The 18,598-nt window shown below is 70.3% G+C and carries 14 protein-coding genes; 3 read left to right on the plus strand and 11 right to left on the minus strand.

Translation table 11 applies throughout. The features are described from left to right. Nucleotides 1-236: 236 nt before the first annotated feature. The 8 genes from OM98_RS06360 to OM98_RS06395 form a co-directional block, all read right to left on the minus strand. Nucleotides 237-3,356: a type I restriction endonuclease subunit R gene (locus tag OM98_RS06360; RefSeq protein WP_010533766.1), complete on the minus strand. Its 3,120-nt coding sequence runs from the start codon at nt 3,354-3,356 to the stop codon at nt 237-239. Next, a complete protein-coding gene (locus OM98_RS06365; RefSeq protein ID WP_083837726.1) occupies nt 3,353-4,549 on the minus strand; it encodes a restriction endonuclease subunit S in 1,197 nt (398 codons plus the stop codon). Before OM98_RS06365 ends, OM98_RS06360 begins: the two co-directional genes overlap by 4 nt. Further along, complete coding sequence (locus tag OM98_RS06370; RefSeq protein ID WP_245528744.1) at nt 4,546-6,567, minus strand: type I restriction-modification system subunit M; 2,022 nt, start codon at nt 6,565-6,567, stop codon at nt 4,546-4,548. The genes OM98_RS06365 and OM98_RS06370 overlap by 4 nt, the downstream gene beginning before the upstream one ends. 237 nt (nt 6,568-6,804) lie before the next feature. Continuing rightward, the gene (locus tag OM98_RS06375) at nt 6,805-7,818 is read right to left on the minus strand and encodes an LLM class flavin-dependent oxidoreductase (RefSeq protein WP_010533769.1); all 1,014 of its coding nucleotides are present in this window, start codon (nt 7,816-7,818) and stop codon (nt 6,805-6,807) included. A gap of 107 nt (nt 7,819-7,925) precedes the next feature. Next, nucleotides 7,926-8,495, minus strand: coding sequence for a hypothetical protein (locus OM98_RS14820; RefSeq protein ID WP_010533770.1), 570 nt, complete (start codon nt 8,493-8,495; stop codon nt 7,926-7,928). A gap of 120 nt (nt 8,496-8,615) precedes the next feature. Continuing rightward, nucleotides 8,616-9,191 (minus strand): hypothetical protein, encoded by a 576-nt coding sequence (locus OM98_RS06385; RefSeq protein WP_010533771.1) that lies wholly within the window; start codon nt 9,189-9,191, stop codon nt 8,616-8,618. A 137-nt stretch (nt 9,192-9,328) separates the two neighbouring features. Further along, nucleotides 9,329-10,309, minus strand: coding sequence for a cation diffusion facilitator family transporter (locus tag OM98_RS06390; RefSeq protein WP_010533772.1), 981 nt, complete (start codon nt 10,307-10,309; stop codon nt 9,329-9,331). Continuing rightward, on the minus strand, nt 10,306-10,692 hold the full coding sequence (locus tag OM98_RS06395; protein WP_010533773.1) for an ArsR/SmtB family transcription factor: 387 nt from the start codon (nt 10,690-10,692) through the stop codon (nt 10,306-10,308). The genes OM98_RS06390 and OM98_RS06395 overlap by 4 nt, the downstream gene beginning before the upstream one ends. 116 nt (nt 10,693-10,808) lie before the next feature. Here OM98_RS06395 and OM98_RS06400 point away from each other — a divergent pair, with 116 nt between their 5' ends. Beyond that, the gene (locus tag OM98_RS06400) at nt 10,809-12,365 is read left to right on the plus strand and encodes a long-chain-fatty-acid--CoA ligase (protein WP_010533774.1); all 1,557 of its coding nucleotides are present in this window, start codon (nt 10,809-10,811) and stop codon (nt 12,363-12,365) included. A 108-nt stretch (nt 12,366-12,473) separates the two neighbouring features. Here the strand turns inward: OM98_RS06400 and OM98_RS06405 are convergent, their stop codons facing one another. Then, nucleotides 12,474-12,932 (minus strand): rhodanese-like domain-containing protein, encoded by a 459-nt coding sequence (locus tag OM98_RS06405; protein WP_139017634.1) that lies wholly within the window; start codon nt 12,930-12,932, stop codon nt 12,474-12,476. Between the two features lie 142 nt (nt 12,933-13,074). Continuing rightward, entirely contained in the window at nt 13,075-14,691 is a 1,617-nt protein-coding gene (locus OM98_RS06410) for a DEAD/DEAH box helicase (protein ID WP_010533776.1), read from the minus strand. Between the two features lie 479 nt (nt 14,692-15,170). Between OM98_RS06410 and OM98_RS06415 the strand changes: the two genes are divergently transcribed. Together OM98_RS06415 and OM98_RS06420 are read left to right on the plus strand one after the other, a co-directional pair. Continuing rightward, nucleotides 15,171-17,153 carry a glycoside hydrolase family 2 protein gene (locus OM98_RS06415; RefSeq protein ID WP_010533777.1) on the plus strand — a complete coding sequence of 661 codons (1,983 nt, stop codon included), beginning with the start codon at nt 15,171-15,173 and terminating at the stop codon, nt 17,151-17,153. Between the two features lie 56 nt (nt 17,154-17,209). Next, on the plus strand, nt 17,210-18,244 hold the full coding sequence (locus tag OM98_RS06420; protein WP_010533778.1) for a GNAT family N-acetyltransferase: 1,035 nt from the start codon (nt 17,210-17,212) through the stop codon (nt 18,242-18,244). Nucleotides 18,245-18,329: 85 nt separating this feature from the next. On the opposite strand, the gene OM98_RS14825 is transcribed toward OM98_RS06420, so the two are convergent. Further along, nucleotides 18,330-18,596: a DUF1345 domain-containing protein gene (locus tag OM98_RS14825; RefSeq protein ID WP_175285959.1), complete on the minus strand. Its 267-nt coding sequence runs from the start codon at nt 18,594-18,596 to the stop codon at nt 18,330-18,332. Nucleotides 18,597-18,598: the final 2 nt, after the last annotated feature.

Below are 18,598 nucleotides of genomic sequence, written 5' to 3' on the forward strand. Positions count from 1 at the left end.
TGCCCCGTGCCCGCCCGGAACGACTGAAAAAGGGTCGTGGGTGTGCAGTGAGCGCCGTATGGCCGGTGACTGCACACCGGCATCCCTTTTCCAGTCGTGCCCGAGCGCGAGGTGAGTGCTGGGGGAGGCGCCTTGCGCTGAAAACCGGCTCCAGGTGCACCCTCACCGCTCAGGAGGCGGTGATGGTGCACCTCGAGCCAACTTTCAGCGCTCGGCTTTCGAGGTATGGACCCTGTTCACGAGGCGGAGGTCTGCAGCCGCTCGTACAGTCCCACGTCCATGAGCATCGCCTGCAGCTGGTCCCAGGGCATGCCCCGCAGGTGCTTGATCACTGCGCCGCTGGACTCTTCGACGTTCCACACGGCGTTCTCGACCACAGTCCTCATACCCGGGGCCGCCGCGAAGTCGATGCGGGAGTTGGAGTGGGCGATGGCCTGCATCGTGTCATCCGCGACGACCTCGGCCAGCAGGTTCTCGACGCCGCTGAGCTTGTAGTCGTCCGGGACGTCGAGGCCTCCGAGGTACCGGTTGACCTTGTCGATGATCTCGGTCTTCCTCTGTCGTTTGCGCTCACGCGCGGCGGCCAGGCCTGCTTCGGTCATGCCTTGGAGACCCTCGGGATCGGTCGTCCCGAGAGTGAGGTCGTCTTCGCGGATCTTCTCCAGCCGGTAGTGGGTGAGAACGATGTCGGAGACGTCGACCTCCTCCGGGGTCGTGTCCTCTTCGGTGAAGGATCGGAGACGTCGGGCGAGCAGGTCGGCGTAGGCGCTGAACTTCTCGTAGCGCGGGTTTCCGTAGTCGATCAACTGCGAGAAGAAGGCGTAGGCCTTGAGGTACTGGGTAAGGGTCGAGCGGTAGTCGATGAGGGTGTCGCGCTCGGCGTGATGGTCTCCCTCGATCGCCCGCTTCCATCGGTCGCCGAATCGGTCGACTGCTGGTGCCAGGTGCCTCCCCGGATCCGTGTGTTTGCCCCCCGGCCGCGTCCATGCCTCCCAGAAGAGGTCCACCTCCTGCCGCGTGTGGATTCCGACCTGCTCCAGCTTGGCGTGCATGTCCATCACCAGGTCCGGGTCGGACTCGGTGGTGATCTCTGCATCCTCGTAGTACTCGCGGAACGCGGCGAGGATCTCCTCGGGGTCGTTCACGAAGTCCAGCACGTAGGTGTCCGTCTTCCCCGGTGCCATGCGATTGAGCCGGGAGAGGGTCTGCACGGCGGCGATGCCCGATAGCTGTTTGTCGACATACATCCCCACCAGCAACGGCTCGTCGAAGCCCGTCTGGTACTTGTTGGCGACGATGAGCACGTGCTGGTCGGGCCCGGCGAAGACCTTGGCCAGGTCGCGTCCCTTGAGCTGCGGGTTCTCGCTGGTCTCGGTGACGGTCGGTGCGGTGCCGCCGGGCAGGGTGTCGATCTCGGGGTCCGGCACCTCGCCGGAGAAGGCGACAAGGGCGTGGAGGTCCAACTCCTCCTCGCGGCAGATGCGGCGGAATGATCGGGCGTACCGCACCGCAGCAGCCCGCGAGTCGGTGACCACCATGGCTTTGGCTCGGCCTCCGAGCTCCGGCTGCACCGTGGCGCGATAATGCCGGATGATCTCGCGGACCTTCTGGTCGATGTTGGTGGGGTGGAGGTTCACCGCCGTCAGGTACGCCTTGGTGCCCGTGCTGGCATCGACCTCGATGTCCTCACCCCCGGCCTTCAGCGAGATCCGGGCCGCCCGCTCGTAGGAGGTGTAGTTCTTCAGGACGTCGAGGATGAAACCCTCTTCGATCGCCTGCTTCATCGAATACAGGTCGAAGGGGACGTGCTTGCCGCCGGGTCCGCGGCGACCGAACTGCTCGAGCGTCTTGGCCTTGGGGGTGGCGGTGAAGGCGAAGAAGGAGATGCGATGGTCGGCATCGGCCTTGGCGGCCATCGCGACCAGGGCGTCCTGGTCGGCGCCGGGTTCGGCGTCCTCCTCGAGACCAGCGGCGGGATCGTTGAGGTAGACGACCTTGCGGACGGCGGCGGATGCCTCCCCGGACTGCGACGAGTGGGCCTCGTCGGCGATGACGGCGAAACGCTTGCCGACGATCGTGGAGTCCTCACCCTTCTCTGCCGCCTCCTTCATCGCCTGCAGGACGTAGGGGAACGTCTGGATGGTGACGCCGATGATTGGCACGCCCGCGTTCAGGGCTTCTCGCAACATCGTGGTCTTGGATCCCCCGGAGCCGTGGGTCACGGCCCGGAAGGTCCCGGTGGTGGTGACGAGCTGGTCGACGGCGTCCTGCAACTGGCGGTCGAGCACCTGTCGGTCGGCAATGACGATCACGCTGTCGAACACCTTGGCACCCTCGGGGGTGTGGAGGGTGGCCAGGCGATGCGCGGTCCAAGCGATGGAGTCGGTCTTCCCAGAGCCCGCGGAGTGCTGGATTAGATAGTGGTGACCGGCCCCCTCGGCGCGCGCGGCGGCGGTGAGGCGGGTGACGGCGCGCCACTGATGGAAGCGCGGGAAGCGGATGCGCCGCGTCTCGGTCACTTCGCCGGTCAGCGGGTCTTCGCGAGTTTCATGGCTGACGTAGATGAACTTGGAGAGGATCGCGAGCCAGGCGTCGCGGTCCAGCACGTCCTTCCAGAAGAACGACGTGCCGGTCTCCGGCGGGTTCCCGGCGCCGTTGTTGTGGCCGTGGTCGAAGGGGAGGAAAGTGGTGGCCGGTCCGTCGAGCTTGGTGGTCATCGCGATGTGGGTGTCGGTGACGACGAAGTGCACGAGGGCGCCGCGGAACTCGGTGAGTAGTGGCTCGCCCGCGGGAGAGCGGTCGGCACGGTACTGAGCGATGCCCTGGGCGAGACTCTGCGTGTACTCGGTCTTGAGCTCGATGGTCGCGACGGGAAGTCCGTTGCAGAACAGCACCAGGTCGATGCGGTCGGCCTTGTTCTTCGAGTACACCACCTCCTGCATGACCCGCAGACGGTTCTTTCCGTACCGGGCGGTGAGGTCCGGGTTCCGGTCGTCCGCCGGTGGCATCTGCAGTGTCTTGAACCCGTGGCGCAGGCCGGCGAGGTCGAAGCCCTTGCGCAGCACGTTCAGGGTGCCGCCGCCATGTGACTCGTCCATGGCGAGCACCTTCACGAGGCGGTCGAGGATGCGCGCTTCGGCCTTCTCCCGGGCCTCGCCGTTCAGGTCCGGGGCGACGATCTTCGCGTACTCCTTCGGCTGGGTGTCCCGCAGCCAGCCCAGCAGGTCCTCGGGGAAGAGGGCGCGTTCCTTGTCGAAGCCCGCGCTCGTCGGAGACCGGAGCCAGCCGTGGGCCTCGAGGTGGGAGGAGATCTGTTCTTGGAAGGCGAGCTCCTGGTGCAGGCCGGACGTGCTCATGTCAGCTCCTTGATGTCGTCCTCGAGCTGCTCTGCTGCGGGACGGTGCTTCGCGGTGACGTCGATTTGGCCGGTGACGGCCGCGGTGATGAGTGCGGCGCGGCGCTCTTTTGCGAGGGTGATGGTGCGGTTCAGGTCGGCCTGCAACGCCTCAGTCTGCGCACGGGATTCCTTGAGTCGACGGCCGATCTCCTTCTGCTCGGCATACGGAAGATGCGGGACCCTCAACTCGGCAAGCTTCTCAGCAGGCAGATGTGCGATGGTGGAACGCCCGGTCTCCAGTGTGAGAGCGCCGTTGTCGCGGAGTGAATTCAGGGCCTCGCCATATACTCGGGGAATAATGTTCGATGTTTGGCGCAATCGGAGAATAGTCTTCTGGAAGTATGTGTCTGGAATATGTTCTGTCAAGACGACGTTTGTGCCGATGGAGCCGCCCTCAACGACGAGGATGTCTCCTTCGAGTAGACTGTACCTGGTTCGCTCGACCGGGGTGAAGGGCATTTGTTTTATGTTCGTGAAGTCTATTCCGCCATCTGTGATGTTGCCTGCACGGACATACGGGAAGTACTCGCCATCCAGTTTATGCTTACTCTCGTCGAGCATCTTCCCGAGGGCGATGGTGAAGAAGTGTTTGAGGGGCGCGAGTTTTTGACCACTGCCGTCGGGACGGTTCCATAGTAGGTTGTCGCGCTGAGATCTCCAGCGCTCTTCTAGTGTCGTGTGGAGAGCCGTAAAATCTCCGATGAGCGCGTCAATCTCGGCGGTCTCGTGGTCGAGGTAGTCGGCGATCACCCTCTGTGTGCTGAGCGGCGGTATTTGAATCTGTTCGCTGCCAATATCTGTTCGGGTTATGCTCGGTAGAGCAGTGTCCGTCGAGTAGAACTCGAAGGGAAAGCGTAAAGACCAGTAGGCCAGGAAACGTGCATCCAGAATCTCGCTTTTCGGCTCGACGAAGTAGGCGGTGTCCGTTACCCAGAACTTCCCGCTCACGGGGATGGGTCGGTCGATTGTTCCCTTGCGCCCGAAGATCACTCCGTCCCCGTCGTAGAGATAGTCGGAGGCGTGAGCAAAAACTCCACCCGACCCGAAAACAGGGAAGTCGCCATCCGGGGCGGCAACTTCTGCGAAGTCTCTGCCGCTCCGTATGGACGTCGTTCGAGATAGTCGAGTGCTGCGCCAAGGCTGGAAGCTCACCCCTTCACCTCCGCCAGCCGCACCCGGATGCGTCCGAGCACCTCATCCAGGTCGCGGTCGATCTCTTCGAGGGGCCTCGGCGGGACGTACTCGTAAAAGTGCCGGGTGAAGGGGATCTCGGCCCCCTCCTTGGTTTTCGCATGCTCGATCCAGGCGTCGGGGACGAAGGGGATCACCTCGCGCTGTAGGTACTCCTCGACGTCCTCGTCCCAGGGCACGTTCTCGGTGTCGCGCAGGGACGCATCGGGCTCGGTCTTGCCGCCGGTGCCGGTGACCAGCTCGCCGTCCTCATCGTGCTCGGACAGTTCGTTGATCAGCACCTTCAGCGCGCCAGGCGTGAGCTTCACGGAGTGCTGCTCCAGGGTGGCCCGCAGGTCCTTCGTGAAGGCGGTGCGACTGGTGGAGACCACACCGCCCGCGTCCTCAGCAGCTTCGTCGAGCGCTCGGCGCAGGGCGGCCTGCTCCGGGTCCTTGAGCTTGGTGATCTGCCGGGCCGCCATCACCCGCTCGATCCGCTCGGGGGTGACCGCGTAGTTGCGGCGCATCGGTCGCTCCACCGTGATGGTCCGGTAGAAGAATTCCTCGGTGGAGAAGATCTTGGAGTGCTCCGCCTCCTCGAACCCGCCGTACAGCCGCGAGATCTCGAGGATGTTCTGCTCCGACAGGAATCGCCGCTTCGAGCCCACGGACTTGCGCATTTTCTCGAACATCGCCGTCGCGTCGATGAGCTGCACCTTCCCGCGCCGTTCCGGGGTCTTGTCCTTGGACAGGATCCACACGTAGGTGGCGATGCCGGTGTTGTAGAACATGTCGGTGGGGAGGCCGATGATCGCCTCCACGTAGTCGTTCTCCAGCACCCAGCGGCGGATGTTCGACTCTCCTGAGCCCGCACCGCCCGTGAACAGCGGAGATCCGTTGAGCACGATCGCCCCGCGCCCGGCGGAGTGGTTCTCCTCGTCGGGCTTCGGGTCCCGCAGTTTCGAGATCAGGTGCATGAGGAACAGCAGCGACCCGTCGGACACGCGCGGCAGTCCGGGACCGAACCGCCCTGCGAACCCGCGAACGGTGTGCTCGTCCTCCACCGTCTTCTTGAACTGCTTCCAGTCCACGCCGAACGGCGGGTTCGACAGCCCGTAATGGAACGACTGCCCCCGGAACGCGGGCTGCGTGAGTGTGTTGCCCAGCACGATGTTGTTGATCGGCTGTCCCTTCACCACCATGTCGGCCTTGCAGATTGCGAACGACGCCGGGTTGATCTCCTGGCCCAGCAAGCTCACCTGCGCCGACGGGTTGAAGAACCGGATCTTGTCGTCGGCGACCGAGAGCATGCCGCCGGTGCCCGCCGTCGGGTCGTACACGCTGCGCACCACATGGTCCTTGCCCAGGTCCCGGTCCCCGTCCAGCAGGATCGTTACCATCAGCTCGATGACCTCGCGCGGCGTGAAGTGCTCACCGGCGGTCTCGTTCGAGGCTTCCGCGAATTTGCGGATCAGCTCCTCGAAGATGTGGCCCATCTGCTCGTTGTCGACCGCCTGCGGATGCAGGTCCACCTTGGCGAAATGCTGGAGCACCTGCAGGAGCAGGTCGTTGCGGGCCAGGTCGATGATCGCGTCCTCGAACTTGTACCTCTCGAAGATGTCCCGCACGTTCTCCGAGAACGCGCCCACGTAGTCGCGCAGGTTCTCCTCGAGGTTGTCCGGGTCCCCTTGCAGCGATCGCAGATCGTGGCGCGAGGCATTGAAGAACGAGTACTCATGGCCGGCCTTCTTGCGCAACATCGCCGCCGGAGGCATCCGGTCACGGTCGAACCCCTCGAGCTCCCGGACCACCGCATCCTTCGTTGGCGCGAGCACCGCGTCCAGACGAGCGAGGACTGTGAACGGAAGGATCACGTCCCCGTACTGATGCTGCTTATACGTGCTGCGCAGGATGTCTGCAGCAGACCAGATGAACTGGGCGTGGTTGAAGGCAGTAGGCACGGAGATCAGGCTAGCTTCCTGCGGGGCCCGGGGAGACACGCTTTCGCGCCGGCCCCTGGGGAGCGCCCTTGCGGCGGAGCCTGGGACGTGGGTGTGCGGTGAGCGCTGCACAGCCCGTGGCTGCACATCGGCAGCCCTTCTTTAGTCATCCGGGGCGGGCGCGGGGAGCTGGGGCAACGCTGAAAACCGGCTCCGGGTGCACCATCACCGCTCAGGAGGCGGTGAAGGTGCGCTGGGGGCCGGCTTTCAGTGTTCGAGCTGGCAAAGGCGGCCGGGTCAGGCGGCGGGAAGGCCCCAGGCCTCGGCCAGCAGCTCCAGGCCGCGCAGGCGGTCGGCCGGATCGTAGTGGTAGGCGGTGAGGATCAGCTCGTCCGCGCCGGTGGCCTGGACGATCCGCTCCAGCTGCTCCACGACGGTGGCGGGGGAGCCCACGGCGCGGATGGAGAGGGTCTGGTCCACCTGGGCCAGCAGCTGATCCGGCACGGCGTTCTCCAGGTCGCGGGGCGGCTGGATCTTGCGGCGCTGCCCCGTGATGACCCCGAGGAACATCTGCTGCAGGGTCGAGAACTGCCGATCGGCCTCCGCGTCGGTCTCGGCGACCAGCAGGTTCACCGCGACCATGGTGTGCGGCCGCTCGATCTGCGCGGCGGGGGAGGAGGTGGTGAAGGCGTCGCGGTACACCTTCAGGGCCTGCAGGTACTGGAAGGGCGCGAAGTGGGAGGCCACGGCGAAGGGCATGCCGAGCTGCGCGGCCAGGCGCGCCCCGTTCGGGGTGGAGCCGAGGATCCACATCGGCACCTCGGTGCCGCGGGCCACGGCGGCGTCCACCGGCAGGTCGGTGGTGGGGTGCTCGCGGGACCAGTCGCGCATCTGCTCCACCGCGGCGATGAAGGCCTGCGGCTCGGCGGAGGTGCGGGCCAGCAGCCCGGCGGTGATCTGGTCGGTGCCGGGCGCCCGGCCCAGGCCCAGGTCGATCCGGTCGCCGTGGAACTGGGCGAGGGTGCCGAACTGCTCGATCACCGCGAGAGGCGCGTGGTTGGGCAGCATGATGCCGCCGGAGCCGACGCGGATCCGCTCGGTGAGCGAGGCGGCGCGGTCGATCAGCAGCGAGGTGGCCGAGGAGGCCAGAGCCTCGGTGTTGTGGTGCTCGGCGAACCAGTAGCGCTCGTAGCCGAGACGGTCGGCGGCCTGCGCCCCGGCCATGGAGGCATCGATCGCCTCCTTCGAGCTCTGGCCCTCCGAGATCGGGACCAGATCGAGCAGGGACAGCGGGACGTGCGGAGTGCTCATGCCTTGATGCTAATCAGTGCGGGCCGCACGGGGCGGGACCAGCGGTGAGAGGTTCCGGACCCTGCCTGCCGGAATAGGGGCGATGGGCACCCGCGGCGAGTCCGCGCTCAGCGCTTCGGCCAGGGGCCGTACCCGGCGGCCGCCTGCTGCTGGGCGTAGGCCTGCTGCTGCATCTGCAGCGCCATCGTCTGCAGGCGCGAGTTGTGGTTCGAGGCGGCCACGCAGCCCCAGACGATGCAGGCCGGCCAGATCACGAGGACCAGCGGCAGCACCACGATGATGCCGATCCCCATGGTGAGGACGGCGATCAGCGGGCCGAGGATCGCCGCCGCGACGCCGATGCCCAGCATCACCAGCGCCCCGGTGACGGTGGAGTAGAACATCCCGAAGGCACCGAAGAAGAACGTCAGCACGAAGGCGACGCCGACGCTCTTGGGGGCGGGCAGCACCATCACCGGCGGCGCCGCGTACACGGGAGGGGCGTACTGCTGCACGGGATAAGGCTGCGGGGCGTAGGGCTGCAGGGCGGCGGCCGGCGCCGGAGCGTAGCCGGGCGCCGGGGCGTAGGGGTCGTAGTCCCGACCCTCGCTGTGCTGGCTGACGATCTCCCCGGCCAGGGTGGGCGGCTGCTCGCCGGCGTACTCGCCCTGCTCGTGGCCGTACGGTGAGCTGCTCATGGGACCCCCTCGGTCCGGTCCGCCTCCCGTGGCGGGCCTCGGTGACCCCAGCGTAGGCATCACCCCCGACGGACGAGGCCTCGGTCCACGAAACCCGTCGCCCCGCGTGCCGCGGAGCGCTCACATCTGCCGCAGCTCCACGACCACCTGACCGGTTCCCGGGCAGGCGACGGCGGTGGAGACCATCATCCCGGTCGGCGTGAGGTTCGTGGTCGTGCCCTCCTCCTCGTCCGTGTCGAGCGGCGTCAGGGGGTCGATCGCCACCCAGTCCTCGTCGCAGTCGGTCATCGCCTCCTCGACGGGGGCGACGATCGCGGCCCGCACCTCCTCGGCCTCGACGGCGGTCGGGTTCTCCCCGGCGCGGGCCACCAGCTCCTCGGCCTGGGCGGGTTCGAGCTCGACCACGGCCTGGATCCAGTAGTCGTCCTGGGCAAGGATCCACTCGCGGGCGTGCGGGTCGGTGAAGCGGCCGTCGATCCAGGTCCCCGTCGAGGCATCGGCGAGGGCGGGCAGGTCGTCGTCGAGTTCGTCGAGCTCCGTGGAGGCGTCCTCCGGCAGGTAGTAGAGATCGGCCTGCTGGTCGCGGACCCATGTCGGCTCGTCCGGCTCCCGCTCCGCGGCGCAGGCCGCCAGCAGCAGCTGCGCGCAGGATCCCCACGAGCGCGGCCGGGACCCCGCGACGCCGGGGAGGCGCACTCGTCCGCAGCGCGTACCGCGCCGTGCGGCGGCTCGCGCCGACAGCCGATCCGACGGACCACCGAGGCGCGGGCCGGCGCGACCGCTCCATGCAGGATCCCCCCTCGTCCGCCTCCCCCGAGGCGGTCACCGTCAGCCTAGCGCTCGGCTCCGGGAGCGGGCTCCGGGGGACGGCTGGAGTCGTGGTCGTCGTCGTGGATCGGCACGTGCGCCTCGGGGATGTCCGCATAGCTCGCCGGGTCCGAGATCGGCTCCAGGTGCGTGAGCACCGTCAGGTCGGGCAGGGAGCCGCGCAGCTCGTCCTCCAGGGCATCGATGTAGTCGTGGCCCTGCTTCACGGTCCACTCGTCGGGCACCAGCACGTGCACGTTCATGTACTTCTCCTGCCCCGCCTCGCGGGTCTGCAGACCGTGGAAGGTGACCGTGCCGTCGGTGCGGCGGCGCAGGATCTCGGTGATGACCTCGTGGTCCTCATCGGACAGGGCCTTGTCCAGCAGCCCCTCGACGGCCTCGTGGATCAGGCCGATGCCGGTGACGATGATGTTCACCCCCACCGCGAAGGCGACCACGGCGTCCAGCCGCTCCCAGCCGGTGAGCACCACCAGACCCACCCCGATCAGCACGCCCGCGCTGGTGACGACGTCGGTGAGCAGATGGCGGCCGTCCGCGCGCAGGGTGATCGAGCGGTGCCGACGTCCGGCCCGGATCAGCACGATTGCCACGGCACCGTTGATCAGGGAGGCGACGACGCTGACGGCGAGGCCCCAGCCGACGTTCTCCAGGCCCTGCGGGTTCACGAAGCGCTCGACGGCGCTGACCAGGATCACGGCGGCGGCCACGAAGATCATCACGCCCTCGACGGCCGCGGAGAAGTACTCGGCCTTGGCCCGGCCGTAGAGGAAGCGGTCGGTGGCGGGGCGGGCCGCGACCCGCAGCGCGATGAGGGCGACGACGGCGGCCACCAGGTTCACGGTGGATTCGGCGGCGTCGGAGAGCAGGCCGACGGAGCCGGTGACGGCCCAGGCGCCGGTCTTCAGGGCGATGGTGGCGATGGCCGCGACGATCGACAGCCAGGCGAAGCGCGTCAGGTCGACCTTGGGCTCGGTGACCGCGCTCATCGGGCAGCCTCCGCCGGGTCGGCGGCGCGCGGCGGGTCGGGGGCGAGGGAGCCGTCGGGGGCGATGTGCTCGAAGATCTGCTCGACGACGGAGAGCACGTGCGGGTCCTCGACGGTGTAGTAGCTGTGGCGGCCCTCGCGGGCGGCGGCGACGATCCCGGCCAGCCGCAGCTTGCGCAGGTGCTGGCTGGTGGTGGGCAGGCTGAGTCCGACCCGGGCGGCGAGGGTGCCGACGTCGAAGCGGCCGGTGCTCATCAGCCACACCAGGTGCAGCCGGGCGGGGCTGGCCAGCATCGAGAAGGTGTCGGCGGCGGCCGCGAGCTGCGGCTCGGCGGGCTCGGGGCCGGGGCCCGGGGAGGGTCGGAGCGGGAGGTCGGGGATCACGACCCCACCTTCCCCCACACTTCGCCATTCACGCAAGTGACGAAGTGTGGGGGTGGACGCGATCCACCCCGTATCGTGAGCCCGTCCCCTGACACTGTCGTCCGGAGGTATCTCCCGTGTACAACCTCGCCGTGGTGCTGGAGGACAGCGCCCGCACCGCCCCCGATCGCCCCGCTCTCGTGCTCGGGGAGACCTCCCTGAGCTACGCCCAGGTCGATGCCGCCGCCAACCAGGTGGCGCACCTGCTGGTGAGCTGGGGCATCGAACCCGGAGACCGGGTCGCGCTGGCCTGCCCGAACCTGCCGCAGTTCCCGATCGTCTACTACGGCGCCCTGAAGGCGGGCGCCGTGGTGGTGCCGCTGAACGTGCTGAACCAGGCGCGCGAGGTCACCTACTTCCTCGACGACGCCGAGGCGAAGGCCTGCTTCGCCTTCGAGGGCAGCGAGGATCTGCCCATCGGGCGCCGCGTGGCCGAGGGAGCCGCCGCCGCGGCGAACCCGCCGCGCGTGGTGATCATGACCGCCGACCCCTCCGCGCCCAGCCCGATCGACGGCGCCCCCACCCTCACCGAGGCGCTGGCCGGGATGTCCCCGCGCTTCGAGACCGTGCAGCGTCGCGAGACGGACACCGCCGTCGTGCTCTACACCTCCGGCACCACCGGCCGGCCCAAGGGTGCGGAGCTGTCCCACTCCAACCAGATGATGAACGCGCTGGTCTGCAATCGCCTGTTCGGCTCGCAGCCGGGGGAGGACACCCACCTGGTGGCCCTGCCGCTGTTCCACACCTTCGGGGCGACGGTGAACCTCAACGCCGGCTTCTCCATGGGTGCCACCCTGGTGCTGCTGCCGCGCTTCGACCCCCAACAGGCCCTCGCCCTGCTGCGCCGTCACCGCGTCACCGTGTTCGCGGGGGTGCCGACGATGTGGTGGGGCCTGCTGCGCGGCCTCGCGGCGGAGGAGGGCGGCGCCGAGGACCTCGCCGAGCACCTGCGGCTGGGCGTCTCCGGCGGGGCGCCGCTGCCGGTGGAGATCCTGCGGGAGGTGCGCGAGGAGCTGAGCGTCTCGATCATGGAGGGCTACGGCCTCTCCGAGACCTCCCCGGTGGCCTGCTTCTCCCTCGCCGACCGGCCCCGCCCCGGCTCCATCGGCCTGCCCGTCTGGGGTGTCGAGGTGGATCTCATCGACCCCACCGATCCCGACTGGGGCCGCGTCGAGGGCACCGACGAGATCGGCGAGATCATCGTGCGCGGCCACAACATCATGACCGGTTACCTCGGCCGCCCCGAGGACACCGCCGCCGTGATGCGGGACGGCTGGTTCCGCACCGGCGACCTGGGGCGACGTGACGAGGAGGGCTTCTACTACGTCGTAGACCGCTCCAAGGACATGATCGTGCGCGGCGGCTTCAACGTGTACCCCCGGGAGGTGGAGGAGGTGCTGCTGACCCACGAGCAGATCTCCCTGGCCGCCGTGATCGGGGTGGCCGACGAGCGGATGGGCGAGGAGGTCGAGGCCCACGTGATCCTCACCGAGGGCGCCACGGCCACCGCCGAGGAGCTGCGGGAGTGGGCGCGCGGCCAGATGGCGGACTACAAGTACCCGCGCCGCATCGTCATCGCCGAGTCCCTGCCGATGACCTCCACCGGGAAGATCCTCAAGCGCGAGCTGCGCTGAGACCGGGCGGGCGACGCCGGCGGTCGGCCGCGGGGTGCGAGCCTTCGATGCGCTCGGGCCGTCCGCTGCAGCGGCGCAGCCAGGGTGCCCGCCGGGACGGCGCGAAGCTCAGTCGACGTAGCGGCTGGGCTCCGTCGCGGTCGGCAGGCCCGCGGCGCGGTAGGCGCGGAAGCCGCCGACCAGGTCGGTGGCCCGGAGCAGTCCCAGCTCGCGGAGGTCCCGGGCGGCGAGCGTGGAGTGGTAGCCCTCGTTGCACACCACGATCACCTCGTCCTCCGGCTCCGGGGCACCGGCCATCCGCCAGGCGCCGCGGGGGTCCAGCCGCCAGTCCAGTACCAGGCGCTCGACGACCACGGCGCCGGGGATATGCCCCTCGACGTCGCGGGTGACGGCCGAGCGCACATCGATCACGTGCGCCCCGCGGGCCTGGGCGGCCGCGAGGTCCCCGGGCTCCACCCGGTCGGTGCCCTCCCGGGCGGCGGCGACGATGTCCTCGACGGGGCGGCCCGGGAGCGGGCCCGCGGGGGTGCCGGGGGTCGCGTCCGCACTCAACTCACCCGCGCTCATCCCCGTGCTCATCTCATCCGTGCCCATCTCGCCCGTGCCCATCGATCCAGTATCGGCCCGCCTCACACATGTGTGCGCTCACGAGCCATGGGTGGTTCGTGAGCGCACAAAAGTCGCTGAGGATGGTGCGAGCGGGGAGTGGTCAGCGGCCGCGACCGGCGGAGAAGGCCGCCAGGCCGCCCCCGGAGCGGCCCTCGCCGCTCGAGGTGGAGTAGACGCCTGAGCTGCCGGAGCCGCGGTTGCCGCCACGGGCGCCGGAGCGACCCTGGCCGCCGGAACGGCCCTGCTCGCCGCCACGGCCGGAGCGCCCCTGGCCGCCGGAGCGCCCCGAACCGCCGCGCCCCTGACCGCCGGAACGGCCCTGCTCGCCGCCGCGGCCGGAGCGATCCTGGCCGCCGCGGGCCTCGCCGGAGCCCTGGCCGTCCCGGCCCCGGCCGGAGCCGCCCGAGCGTCCGCGACCGCCGCCGGAGCGACCGCCCCGGCCGCCCTGGCCGTTCTGACCGCGACCGCCCTGACCGCGACCGCCGCCGGAGCGGCCGCCCTGGGCCTGGCCCTCCGCGGAGGGGGCCTCGACGGCGACCTCGGAGATCTGCCGCTCACCGGGGGCGAGCTGGGTCAGCACCGGGCTGTCGACGGTGACGTGCTGGTGGCGGGTGGGGCGGATGTTCGCCTTCCGCATCAGGTCCAGCACGTCCTTCTTCTGGTCCGGGGTCTGCACGGTGATCACGGTGCCGCTCTCCCCGGCGCGGGCGGTGCGGCCCGAGCGGTGCAGGTACGCCTTGTGCTCCACGGGCGGGTCGGCGTGGACCACCAGGCCCACCTCGTCCACGTGGATGCCGCGGGCCGCGATGTCGGTGCACACCAGGGTGGAGGCGGTGCCGTCGCTGAAGGCCTCGAGGTTGCGGGTGCGGGCGTTCTGGGACAGGTTGCCGTGCAGCTCCACGGCGCTCACGCCCTGGTTGCGCAGCTTGCGGGCCAGGTTCTTCGCGCCGTACTTGGTGCGGGTGAACATGATGGTGCGCCCGGGGGCGGCGGCGAGGTCGCGCAGCACGTCGAAGCGGTCGCCGCTGTCGACCTCGAGCACGTGGTGCTCCATGGTGCCGACGGGGCTGGTGGCCGGGTCGGCCGAGTGGGTGACGGGCTTGGTCAGGTAGCGGTCCACCACCGTCTGCACGCCGCCGTCGAGGGTCGCGGAGAACAGCATCCGCTGGCCGCCCTTGGGGGTGGCGTCGAGGATGCGGCGCAGCATCGGCAGGAAACCCATGTCGGCCATGTGGTCGGCCTCGTCGACCACGGTGATCTCGATGGCGGAGAGGTCGGCGTGCTTCTGGCCCATCAGGTCCAGCAGTCGGCCGGGGCAGGCGATGAGCACGTCGACGCCGCCGGCGAGGGCCTGCACCTGCGGGTTCTGGCCGACGCCGCCGAAGACGACGGTGCTGCGCAGGCCGGTGGCGCGCACCAGCGGCTGCAGGGACTCGTCGATCTGGGTGGCGAGCTCGCGGGTGGGGGCGAGCACCAGGCTGCGGGGCCGGCGGGCCTGGCGGCGGCGCGGGTTCTCCAGCAGGCGCGCCACCAGCGGCAGCAGGAAGGCGTAGGTCTTCCCGGAGCCGGTGCGGCCGCGGCCCAGCACGTCGGTGCCCGCCAGCGAGTCCGGCAGGGTGGCGGCCTGGATGGGGGTGGGGGTGGTGATGCCCTGCGGGGCGAGCGCCTCGATGAGGGACGCGGGCACGCCGAGGCGCGCGAAATCGGGGGTGGTCACGGGGGATCCGTTCGTCGTGCGGGTCCCGCCCGGAGCGCTCGGGGCCGATCCGTGGGAGCGGGATCGACCGGCGCGGACCCCAACGGGTGGGGCCTGTGCCGCGGCGGGGTGACGGCACGCGGGGTCGACGTTACCGCCGCGTGATCAGCGCGTCCGCGATCCGGGGCACGGATGTGACAAAGCCCTGGCCCGGGCCCCCGGTCCGCCCGGGCGGACCGGGGGCCCGTCGGCGCACCGGTCCGACCGTCGTCCGGGATGCCCGAACGCACGGGCCGGAACCGCCCGACGTGCTCGCCCGAACCCCCGGCCCCGCATCGCCGGCATCTGCTTTGCTCACGTTGAAAATCGGCGCGGGGTGGGGTTGACTGGATCCGGCAGGGTGGCCCGTCGCACGCGGCGGCACCCCGGCCGGCGGCCCCCGCGGCGGCCGAGCCCGATCACCGCCGATCCGCGTCACTGCCGACCCCAGGAGCCCGCCCGTGAGCACACCGACCCCCGCCGACCCCGCCCCCGTCGCACCCTCCGGCGGTGAGGGGATGCCCGCGGAGCTGGCCGCGCTGATCGCCCGCGCCGACCACCTGGCCGGACTGCTCGACCCCGCGGTGCCGGACCCCTCCCTGCCGCGCCCCGAGCATCCGCGCCCCCAGTTCCACCGCCCCACCTGGATGAACCTCAACGGCACCTGGCAGTTCGAGATCGACCGCGGCGACACCGGGCGCGAGCGCGGCCTGCTGGAGCGCGAGCTGACGGACACCATCACCGTGCCCTTCGCCCCCGAGTCCGCCGCCTCCGGTGTGGGGGAGCAGGACTTCCTCGAGGCCGTCTGGTACCGCCGCACCCTCACCGTGCCCGCCGCCTGGGAGGGCCTGCGGCCGATCCTGCACCTCGGCGCCGTCGATCACGACGCCACCGTCTGGGTCAACGGCATGGAGGTCGCCCGCCACCGCGGCGGATTCACCCCGATCCGCGCCGACCTCTCCGCGGTCCCCGGCGTCGGCCCCGGTGCGGAGGTGACCGTGGTGGTGCGGGCCCGCGACCCCCGCGAGGGCGCCCAGGCCCGCGGCAAGCAGGCCGTCTGGTTCCGCCCCACCCACTGCCTCTACCCCCGCACCACCGGCATCTGGCAGACCGTCTGGCTGGAGGGCGTGCCCGAGGCCGAGATCCGTTCGCTGCACGTGGTCCCCTCCCTCGCGGCCGGCTCCTTCGCGATCGACGTGCCGCTGGCCCGCAGCGTCCCCGGCGCGACGCTCGAGGTGGTGGCCGGGGTGCCCGGCGGCGCCGAGGTGGCGCGGGCGTCCGTGCGCGCCGACCTCGACCTCGCCCCGCATCTGGAGCTCGTGATCCCCGCCGAGCACCTCCGCACCTGGGACGTCGGCGCCCCCGAGCTGTACACCCTCGCGGTGCGGCTGCGCGATGCGGAGGGCGCCGTGCTCGACGCCGTCGACTCCTACGCCGGCCTGCGCTCCACTTCCCTGGACGGCCACGAGTTCCGCCTCAACGGGCGCAGGGTCTTCCAGCGCCTGGTGCTGGACCAGGGCTACTGGGAGGACTCCCTGATGACCGCCCCGACGGACGCCGCGATGACCGAGGACATCCGGCTGGCGCTCGCGGCCGGCTTCACCGGGGCGCGGCTGCACCAGAAGGTCTTCGAGGAGCGGATGCTGTTCTGGGCCGACCTGCACGGCTACCTCACCTGGGGCGAGTTCGGGGACTGGGGCGTCTCCGGCCGCGGCCCGCTGGGGGAGAACCAGCAGCCCACCGCTTCCTTCGTCGCCCAATGGCTGGAGGCCCTGGCGCGGGACCGCAACCACCCCTCGATCATCGGCTGGTGCCCGCTGAACGAGACCCATCAGGTGCTGCACGACCGCCTCACCGTGCTCGACGACGTCACCCGGGCGATGTACGACGCGACCAAGCTCGCCGATCCCAGTCGCCCCGTGCTGGACGCCTCCGGCTACTCCCACCGGGTGCGCGGCGCCGACGTCTACGACTCCCACTCCTACGAGCAGGACCCGGAGACCTTCCGCGCCGAGCAGGCGGGCCTGGCCGAGGGCGAGCCCTTCGTGAACCGCCGCGCGCTGGAGCCGGAGGAGATGCCCTTCGCCGACGGTGCCTTCTCCCTGCCCTACGCCGGCCAGCCCTTCTTCGTCTCCGAGTACGGCGGCATCTGGTGGAACGAGGCCGAGGCCCGCGCCGCGGCGGACGCCGAGGCCGGCAGCGACCTCGCCGCCTCCTGGGGCTACGGCCAGCGGGTGGCGGGCGAGGAGGAGCTGTACGAGCGCTTCGAGGGCCTCACCCGGGTGCTGCTGGAGGATCCGCGCATGTTCGGCTACTGCTACACCCAGCTCACCGACGTGTTCCAGGAGAAGAACGGCGTGGTGGACTTCGCCCGCGGTCGCAAGCTCGATCTGTCCCGGCTGCGCGCCGTCCAGCAGTGCCCCGCCGCCTACGAGCAGGACTGACCGCGGCCCGCGAAAAGCCCGTGCCGGCGGTGGGGCCGCCTGCATAGGGTGCCGCCATGAGCCGTGATGCCACCCTCCCGCCGCTGGTCCCGCTCCGCCGAGAGGATCTGCCCGCCCTGGTCGCGCTGATGCAGGCGATCGAGGAGCACGAGGCCTTCGAGTACCCGGTGCAGGAGGCCGACGTCCGCGAGCTGCTCTCCCTGGCCGGCCTCGACCTCGCTCACGACACCCTCGCCGCCTGGGAGGGCGACCGCCTGCTGGCCTTCGGGGTGGTGGAGGTGCGCTCCGCCCGCGACGACCGGGGGCGCGCCCGCTGCACCCTGATCGGCGGCGTCCACCCGCAGGCCCGGCGGCGCGGCCTCGGCACCGCCCTGCTGGAGGCGGGGGAGCGGATCGCCGCCCGCACCGCGGCCGAGCGGCTCCCCGACACCCCCGCGATCATGCGGATCGACGGCGGCTTCGACCCCTGCGACGCGAGCGACCCCGAGACCGGCACCGCCCCGCCCGCCCCCGGCGGCACCGACATCCGCCCGCTGCTGGACGCGCGCGGCTACCGCCGGGTCCGCAGCTTCCTGGAGATGGTGCGCCCCCTGCCCTGCGGGACGCTCGAGCACGCAGTCCCGGAGGGCGTCACCCTGCGCTCCCCGGACCCCGAGCACGAGGAGCCGGTGCGCCGGGCCCACAACGCCGCCTTCGCCGACCACTGGGGCTCCGCGCCCACCGATGCCGCTCGCTGGCACGACCTGTGGACCTCCCACGCGGCCCGGCCCGACCTGGCCGCCATCGCCCTCGACGACGCCGGGGAGGTGCTCGCGTACACGTACACCACCGCGGACGCCCCGGGCGAGCTGCACGTGCAGCTCGTCGGCACCCGGCCCGAGGGACGCGGCCGCGGCCTCGCCCGGGCGGTGCTCGCCCGCTCCCTGACCGGAGCGGCGGCCGACGGCTTCACCCGCGCGAAGCTCGAGGTGGACGCGGAATCCCTCACCGGCGCCACCCGGCTCTACGACGGGCTCGGCTTCACCCGGTACCGCGTCTCCGCCCTCTACGAGAAGCCGCTGCGCTGGCCCGGGGCGGCTCGCGACCCCTGACGCACACCCCGCCAGCTGTCCATGGTGAATATGAACAGTAAGAGCGGCACGGGGAGTCGCCCGCCGTCACGCCGGGCGGGACGGCTCAGCCCCCGGTGACCCAGCCGCCGACCAGGCTCACCGCGGCCGCCAGCAGCACGGTGCCGAACAGGAAGGAGATCAGGGCGTGCCGCAGCACGATGCGGCGGATGCGGCGCTCGCCGACGGTGCAGTCGGTGACCCCGTAGGTCATGCCGATGGCGGCGCTGAAGTACAGGAAGTCCGTGTAGTCGGGGGTCTCCGACATCGAGAAGTCGATGCCGTGCTCGGAGCGGAAGTGCTCGTGGGCGTAGTGCTGGGCGTAGGTCTGCACCA

It is taken from the genome of Brachybacterium squillarum M-6-3, from assembly GCF_000225825.1.
Lineage (GTDB): Bacteria > Actinomycetota > Actinomycetes > Actinomycetales > Dermabacteraceae > Brachybacterium > Brachybacterium squillarum.